10 protein-coding genes are annotated in these 7,127 nt (G+C 25.0%); 3 read left to right on the top strand and 7 right to left on the bottom strand.

Annotated elements, in window-relative coordinates; translation table 11 throughout:
• The coding region (locus J7M77_RS01610) for an NAD(P)/FAD-dependent oxidoreductase (protein WP_296875326.1) at window positions 1–647 on the top strand (647 nt) is incomplete at its 5' end.
• A gap of 336 nt (window positions 648–983) precedes the next feature.
• Here the strand turns inward: J7M77_RS01610 and J7M77_RS01605 are convergent.
• On the bottom strand, window positions 984–1,958 hold the full coding sequence (locus tag J7M77_RS01605; protein ID WP_296875324.1) for an alpha/beta hydrolase: 975 nt from the start codon (window positions 1,956–1,958) through the stop codon (window positions 984–986).
• A complete protein-coding gene (locus J7M77_RS01600) occupies window positions 1,955–2,086 on the bottom strand; it encodes a hypothetical protein (protein ID WP_296875322.1) in 132 nt (43 codons plus the stop codon). Before J7M77_RS01600 ends, J7M77_RS01605 begins: the two co-directional genes overlap by 4 nt.
• A 140-nt stretch (window positions 2,087–2,226) precedes the next feature.
• Between J7M77_RS01600 and J7M77_RS01595 the strand changes: the two genes are divergently transcribed.
• Window positions 2,227–2,724 (top strand): TetR/AcrR family transcriptional regulator, encoded by a 498-nt coding sequence (locus J7M77_RS01595; protein ID WP_296875320.1) that lies wholly within the window; start codon window positions 2,227–2,229, stop codon window positions 2,722–2,724.
• A gap of 78 nt (window positions 2,725–2,802) precedes the next feature.
• On the opposite strand, the gene J7M77_RS01590 is transcribed toward J7M77_RS01595, so the two are convergent.
• Complete coding sequence (locus J7M77_RS01590) at window positions 2,803–3,684, bottom strand: RES family NAD+ phosphorylase (RefSeq protein ID WP_296875318.1); 882 nt, start codon at window positions 3,682–3,684, stop codon at window positions 2,803–2,805.
• 186 nt (window positions 3,685–3,870) lie between these two features.
• On the opposite strand from J7M77_RS01590, the gene J7M77_RS01585 reads away from it, so the two are divergent.
• A complete protein-coding gene (locus tag J7M77_RS01585) occupies window positions 3,871–4,218 on the top strand; it encodes a hypothetical protein (protein WP_296875316.1) in 348 nt (115 codons plus the stop codon).
• 32 nt (window positions 4,219–4,250) lie between these two features.
• Here the strand turns inward: J7M77_RS01585 and J7M77_RS16820 are convergent, their stop codons facing one another.
• From J7M77_RS16820 to J7M77_RS01570, 4 genes are all read right to left on the bottom strand, one after another.
• A complete protein-coding gene (locus J7M77_RS16820; RefSeq protein WP_367236642.1) occupies window positions 4,251–4,817 on the bottom strand; it encodes an accessory gene regulator B family protein in 567 nt (188 codons plus the stop codon).
• Complete coding sequence (locus J7M77_RS01580; protein WP_296875314.1) at window positions 4,814–4,969, bottom strand: cyclic lactone autoinducer peptide; 156 nt, start codon at window positions 4,967–4,969, stop codon at window positions 4,814–4,816. The genes J7M77_RS16820 and J7M77_RS01580 overlap by 4 nt, the downstream gene beginning before the upstream one ends.
• 93 nt (window positions 4,970–5,062) lie before the next feature.
• The gene (locus tag J7M77_RS01575; RefSeq protein ID WP_296875312.1) at window positions 5,063–5,779 is read right to left on the bottom strand and encodes a GHKL domain-containing protein; all 717 of its coding nucleotides are present in this window, start codon (window positions 5,777–5,779) and stop codon (window positions 5,063–5,065) included.
• Between the two features lie 499 nt (window positions 5,780–6,278).
• A complete protein-coding gene (locus J7M77_RS01570) occupies window positions 6,279–6,983 on the bottom strand; it encodes a LytTR family DNA-binding domain-containing protein (RefSeq protein ID WP_296875310.1) in 705 nt (234 codons plus the stop codon).
• Between the last annotated feature and the right edge of the window lie 144 nt (window positions 6,984–7,127).

Raw genomic sequence — 7,127 nt, 5'->3', positions numbered from 1 at the left:
CGGATTTTAAAGAAGATGATATTGCTCTAGCAAAATGGTATCAACATATTTTAGAAAAACAGAATGTTGAAATCCATTATGAAACAACAGTTACTAAAGATATGGTTCTTAATGAAAACTATGATGCGATCATCATTGCCACTGGTTCAGTCCCAAAAGTTTTCAATTTAGGCCAATTGGATAAAACATTTACGGCTGAACAAGTATTAGCAGAAGAACATGATTTAGGTGAACATATCACTGTTATTGGTGGGGGACTAGTTGGCTGCGAAACTGCTTTATATCTTTCACAAAATGGTAAAAAAGTTACCATTGTTGAAGCATTAGATAAACTTTTGGCTATAAACGGTCCACTATGTCATGCAAATAGTGACATGCTAGAAAAATTAATTCCTTTCAATCATATAGATGTTATGACTAACGTTCAAGCTCGTGAATTTAAAGGGAACACATTAACATTAAGCAATGGTCAAAGCATTCAAACAGATAGTGTTGTTTTGGCTGTGGGTTATCAAGAAGAAAACAGATTATATCAAGAATTACAGTTTGAAATTCCCGAAATTTATGTTTTAGGCGATGCTAAAAATGTTGCCAATATCATGTATGGTATTTGGGATGCATTTGAAGTTGCAAATCATATTGATTAAAAAATTGTCTTTCCTTCTTTTATCATTGATAAAAGAAGGTTTTTATTTTTATACAAAATTACTTGTAAATAAAAAATAAGAGTTATGATAAAAATTAGAAAGTAAACTAATATTTTGATTTATTAAAATATAATTATATTTACTAACATGATTAAAAAGATATAATGCTAGAAACAATAAATATTAATAGTAAACTGGACATTAAAGATATAAAAAATCGAAAGTAAATTAATGGGTAATTAAATACTTGATTTAAACTTTAAATAGATATCAAAAAAACTTTAGATTTTGACTAAATAAATCTAAAGTTTTAATTTACTAATTTTAAAATATAAATTATTGTTTTATGGGCATATATTTATTTAAATATTCTTCAATTGCATCCATATATTCCATGTAAACTTTGGTATCATTTTGGAGACCATGACCGGAATGTTCTAAGACAAAATATTGATGATCAACATTGTTTTTAGTAAGGGCTTCATCTAATCTTAAAGAGCCTTCGTATGGTTGGAATTTGTCATGTTTGCCATAAGCTATAACTGTTGGTACAGTATTTTCATTGATCCATAATAGTGGTGAAACATCCTTCATCAATGCATCATATTCCTTTGTATTAAACATATTTTCAGTTATTTTAATACCTGTCATATAAGAAAACAGATCTGCAGCTGCTTTGCTATCTTTATCTAAACCATAACTTTTCCAATCCTCTGGATAGAAACTTGATGGACCAACTGCTTCAAAAACCATTTTCACGGGCACCGGAGCATCGTTAGCATCACGATATGCGTATAGTAGTGCTAAACAGCCTCCAGCTGAGCCACCACCCATTGCAATTCCGTCAATATTATAGCCTAATTTCTTTGCTTCATTGACAACTGCAGGCATAGCTGATTTTATTTCCATGGACATTGTTTTAATATTGTATTCAGGGTGATCATCGGTATTTAAAGAATAATTTATCCCGGCTGTGACATATCCTTTTGAAGCATAATATTTTAAAATCTCAGCGTCATCTTTTTTATCTCCGGTTTTAAAACCACCAGCATGTAAATATACAATGAGTCCATAACTTTCTTTTGAATTATCAATTGGAACATATAAATCAAATTTATTAGCTTCTAATTCGCCATAAGCGATATCTTTATATATCTTACCAGTTTCATCGTCCCAATGGGCTTTGTATTTGCCATGGGTTGGATCATAGGTTAATTTAAAAACTATTCCACCAACAAATGAAAATATAAACACTACTATACATAAAACGATAAACATTCCTTTTTTATTTCCTTTCACTTTGTTTTTCATAGCAAATTACCACCAAATAAAGTACCACCAAGCATTAGATTAATTACAGCTCTAGTAACTAATGCTCCTAAATAAAATCCTAATAATGCAATTGTGCATAATGCAATAATTCGTTTTTTAGTAAACAATTAAATTCACTCCTTCTTGACAATAAAAATCATTTATAATAACATTAAAACATGCAACAAGTGTAGCATGGTGAATTGCTTTTGACAATACTCATAGTTAATAAATAAGCCAAATGCAACAAAAGGAGGCAATTTGTAGCATGAATGATAAAAACGGCAAAATGGTAAAAGATTATATAATGGAAGCTTTGCTTCAGTTAATGGATAGAAAAAATTATAATGATATTACTATTACAGATATAACTAAACGGGCGGGAGTAAATAGAGTTAGTTTTTACCGTAATTTCAATGATAAAGATGAAATTATTAATGAGCATTTAAAAAAATGTGATCAACAGTTTAACGAAAAAATAAAGGATAATGACAATGCCCTTTATCAAATGTTAAGGTATTTTAGTGATAATAAAAGAATCATTAATCTTTTGTATAAATCAAAATGTCAATATTTACTTGTCGAACATATATTATCTAATTGGAATTATAGTAAAGAAGATGAAAATATCATTGCTTATACCAAATCGGCTTGGGCATATTTTATGCTTGGATGGGCTAATGAATGGTATTTACGTGGAATGAAGGAAACACCGGAAGAATTAATTCAAATTTTTGAATCTATACAAGGGAAGAATAAAGGTTAAATTTAATTACAAGCAGTAAATGATAGTATTATTTATTTTTAAAAGTAATAAATAAAAGATTAAGAATGAACTTAATCTTTAAATAATTTGATAAGCTGGTTTTACACAGATAAAATGATGATCATCAAAAAAAGCATATAAATTTTGCTTTTCTTTGTTTGTATAAATAATGCCATCAATATTACATCTTTTTAAACAATCAGAGAAAAAATTAGGAATTATATATGGTTTGTTAATTGTTTTTTGTTGCTTTATTGGTGATAAGCAATATTTCGCAAAATCATTATTCCAATCTCTAATATCAATCATAAATAAAGTTTCTTTATTTTTAAATTGAGCTATTTGTATTTTATCTAAATTACTGGAATGTTTTAATACTTCTAATTTAGCGGCTTTTGAAGAATCAGTTAGATAAAATACACCTCGTCCTGTATTATTAAATCGTCCTTGTGGGGAAATACCAAAAGGAGCTTTTCGCATTTCATCTTCAACATAAGGCAATTCATCTTCATCAAGGATTCTAGCACGATAAAATAACATTGGTTCAATTTTAACAAGATATTCGTGTTTAAGCTGCTTACAGTTTTCAAAAATCTTTTTACCAACTGGATGATCTAAAGCATGAGTAGGGGTTTGGGTGCAAAAGATAAAAAAATCCGCCATATCATTAGCACTGATATCATCAAAAAACTGTGATGAACGAGCACATTTTTTGATAGATTCTAAACTGATTTGCTGGTCATCTTTAAAAAATCGATTCTTATCTGCATCATAATCAATATCCATTTCTAGCATTAACAAAGCATCGTTTTTACTGATTTGTTTAGCTTTTTTATCATAGCTTTTAGTTTCTTTTGATGGAAGTAATTTTTGATAACAAATCTGTTTAAACTTTGATCGTTTATGATAAGCTTGATCAGTTTTATCAAGTTTTTTCTTTTTATCTTTTACCATAATCATTTTTATCACCTGCACTAATCAAATTATAACATGGATTATCATTGCTTTAAAGGTATTGAATTTTTCTTAAATATAAATGAAAAATAATAATCTAAAATACAAGTATGGTATAATATTTATAGATTAGAAAATGACTATATAGATGATAATAATTAAGGTAAACAAGAAAGGAGTAGTATAAATAAGATGAAAAAAATAATAAAAGTTAGTCTTGCTTTTATAGCATTAGCAGTTGTATTTGTTATAGTCTTTTTTACTTTTTTAGTTCGTTATGAAGTAGATCCGATTGAAGCACAAGTTAAAGAAAATAGTGATAATACAATGATAATTGTTGATTATTCAAAAAGTCTAAATAAATGTTACTCGTATTCGATATCAAACAAGTCAGGGGTTTATTCAGTTAAAATCAAAACAGCTCCATTTTTTGGCAGTGATTGGCCTAAAACAATAATAATTGATGAAAAGCTTGATAATATTAAATTGATTGAAATAACTGATGGTTCTAAATCAAAATATATCTATAGTAAAGAGTAGAAGCTTAATATTTCTTGTTGATAGTTTACGCATTATATCCGATAAATTATTTTATATTTTAAATATCCAAGCAAAACAAATACAACATTAGACAAAATAGCTGTTAAAATTAGATAAAAAAGAACGATGTTTTTAAAATATAATGATAAAACTGAAAACATCATATAAATAACCAAGAAAACGATTATGTATCTATGATAAATTCTTTTAAGTCTATCATCAACCGGTTTATTGGGATGATCAACTATAGGTAAAAAACATAACATAATCGAAAAACATATTTCAATTATCAATATATAGTCATTATAAAATTTAAAATGACTACAAAAATAAGGAATAACTAATGAAAATAATAATGATCCGATAAAACAAACATATTGATTATTAAAGTGGATACCACCACAATATCTTCGAATATTAAAAAATAATAGTAGAAAAATTATCGTGTTTATTAATTCATGGGTGACTAGAAGATTACTTAATATCAACAAAAACGCAAAAAAGATATAATGAATTAGGCTATTAAAACCATATTCATATATATCTTTATTTTCTTTATCAATAATTTTTAAATCTATTAATTTACTAACAAATCTCATTTTCTTAAATATCTCTTTAAACTTTCTGGTTCTTTTGGCTGATAAAAAAGTATGTCACAACATGAATTTACCATCATAATTCCCGCAATTAAAGAAATAAATGCAATTAATTTAAATAATATAAGTTTACTGTTTTGAATGATTTTAAACATTTACTTCCCTCCCATCACAAAACTAGATTATCATATTAATTAAATATATGAAATATAAAATGTACAAGATGCATAAAATTTGTATAAAAAACATCATTTTTGACTATTTTTAAAGATTATTGTTCTAATAAATAAATGATTGTCATAATTAAAGCGATAATAGCCATCATATTTAGCTACAATTTTTTTAACTGTTTTTAGATCATGAGCCTTTAACTTATTAATTTCATTAGATGAATTAATGATTTTTAAAATAATATAATCATCTTTTTTATCTAATTTAATTTTTATCAATGAACCAGTTGATTCTTTACAGTTTTCAATAGCATTTTCAAGAATAATTGAAAAAACAGTATTAAAATCTAATGGTGATACAAAAAATAATTCTTTGATTTTGATATCATAACGAAGATTAATATGATTATAGTTGATCAAATCTAATCTAGAATATATTTCGATATCAATTAATGGATTATTAGTAATGATCATGTTATCATTATTTGATATTTCTAATTTTAGATCATTAATATATTGATTAGCTTCATTATAGTTATGATTAGAAATATAGTTATGAAGAATATTAATATGTTTTTTGAAACTATGTACAAAACGTTTGGAATTTTCAAATTTCTCTTCCATTAATTGATAATTTAGTTTTTGATTTTTTAGTTGTTCATTTTCTAATAATACTTTCTTTGATTTAATGATATCAGTAAAGCCAATACAGATAATAATATTAAAGATAAGAATAAAAGCAGTTATAATACCACAAAAGATAGGTTCATTATTTATTAGATTAAAATTAATCATTAAATATACAATAATCATTGAAAAGATAGGGAAAACACTTAAATACCATACATCCTTATAATCAACTAAGTTTTTTAATTTATAAAATTTTGTAATGATAAAAATAACTGTAAATCTTGCAGTTAAACTTGAAATATTTCCGGTAAATATATAATATCCAAAATTATTTGCTGAGTTAAAAAATGAAAATGAATTTAAAAAGATATATGAATATAATTCTGAAAAGAAAGAAAGAAAAATAAATAAGCCACAAAATAGTATTTTTTTAATATTTGAACCTAAAAAACAAAAATAGCTTAATGTAAAATAGAAAATAATTGTCATTATCAAATTTAGCTCAAAAATATAGGGTAAATTTAAACTGGTTTTGATAATACTGAAAATGATTATAATCAAAATATTTATTTTTTTAGTGTATTTGATATCAAATAATTGACGATTATACCAAAAATATAGAGATAGTAGAATTAGGTTATTAAATAAATAAATTGCAAACATCTTATAATAATGCTCCTATAAATGAATAATAATCATTTTCAAATGTTGTTTTAAACTTACGAGTAAGAGTAATTTGCGTATTTTCATCAATAATAACTAAGTTCTTTTCTAATTTTTTTACGTATCTTAAATTAATGATAAAAGCCTTATGACTTTGAGAAAAATTATATGATTTTAAATATTCTAGCCATTTATTGATAGTTATATTTGTATATATTTTATCACCGTCAGTTTTATGAACAATTGTTTTTCGACCGCTAAATTCAATATAAATAATTTCATTTAAATATAGTTTAAATGATCCAATCTGTTTATCTATTATATATTTATTATCGATAATTTTTTCTTTTAATACAGTTGATATTTCATAGTTGAATTCATCTTTATTCAAAGGCTTTAATAAATATCGTTCAGCTTTTACCTTATAGCCAATTTGTAAGTATTCAGTAGAGTTAGATACAAATACTATTTTGATATCTTGATCATAAGTTCTAATTCTTTTTGCAAGATTAATACCATTAATTGGTTCCATTTCTATATCTAAAAACAGTAAATCAAAACTAAGCCGTTCATTAAGAAAACTACTAGCATTATTAAAAGTTTTAATTTCATAATCAATGCTTAAATCATCTAATAAATCAATGGTCATATCATTAATTATATTTAAATCCATTTGATCGTCTTCACATATAGCAATTCTAATCATTTTTATTATCCTCCCCAAAATAATTAATTGTATACATTTTAATATGTTTATGTTAAATTTGTCAAATTATAGTTAGTGTTAAATAATCATGTAAATGGTTTTTATACATATAATATGCATCTTGTACAATATGGATTTACAAAT

The organism is Thomasclavelia sp. (genome assembly GCF_017889095.1).
Taxonomy (GTDB): Bacteria; Bacillota_I; Bacilli_A; order Erysipelotrichales; family Coprobacillaceae; genus Thomasclavelia.
This window is presented reverse-complemented; position numbering and strand designations above follow the sequence as displayed.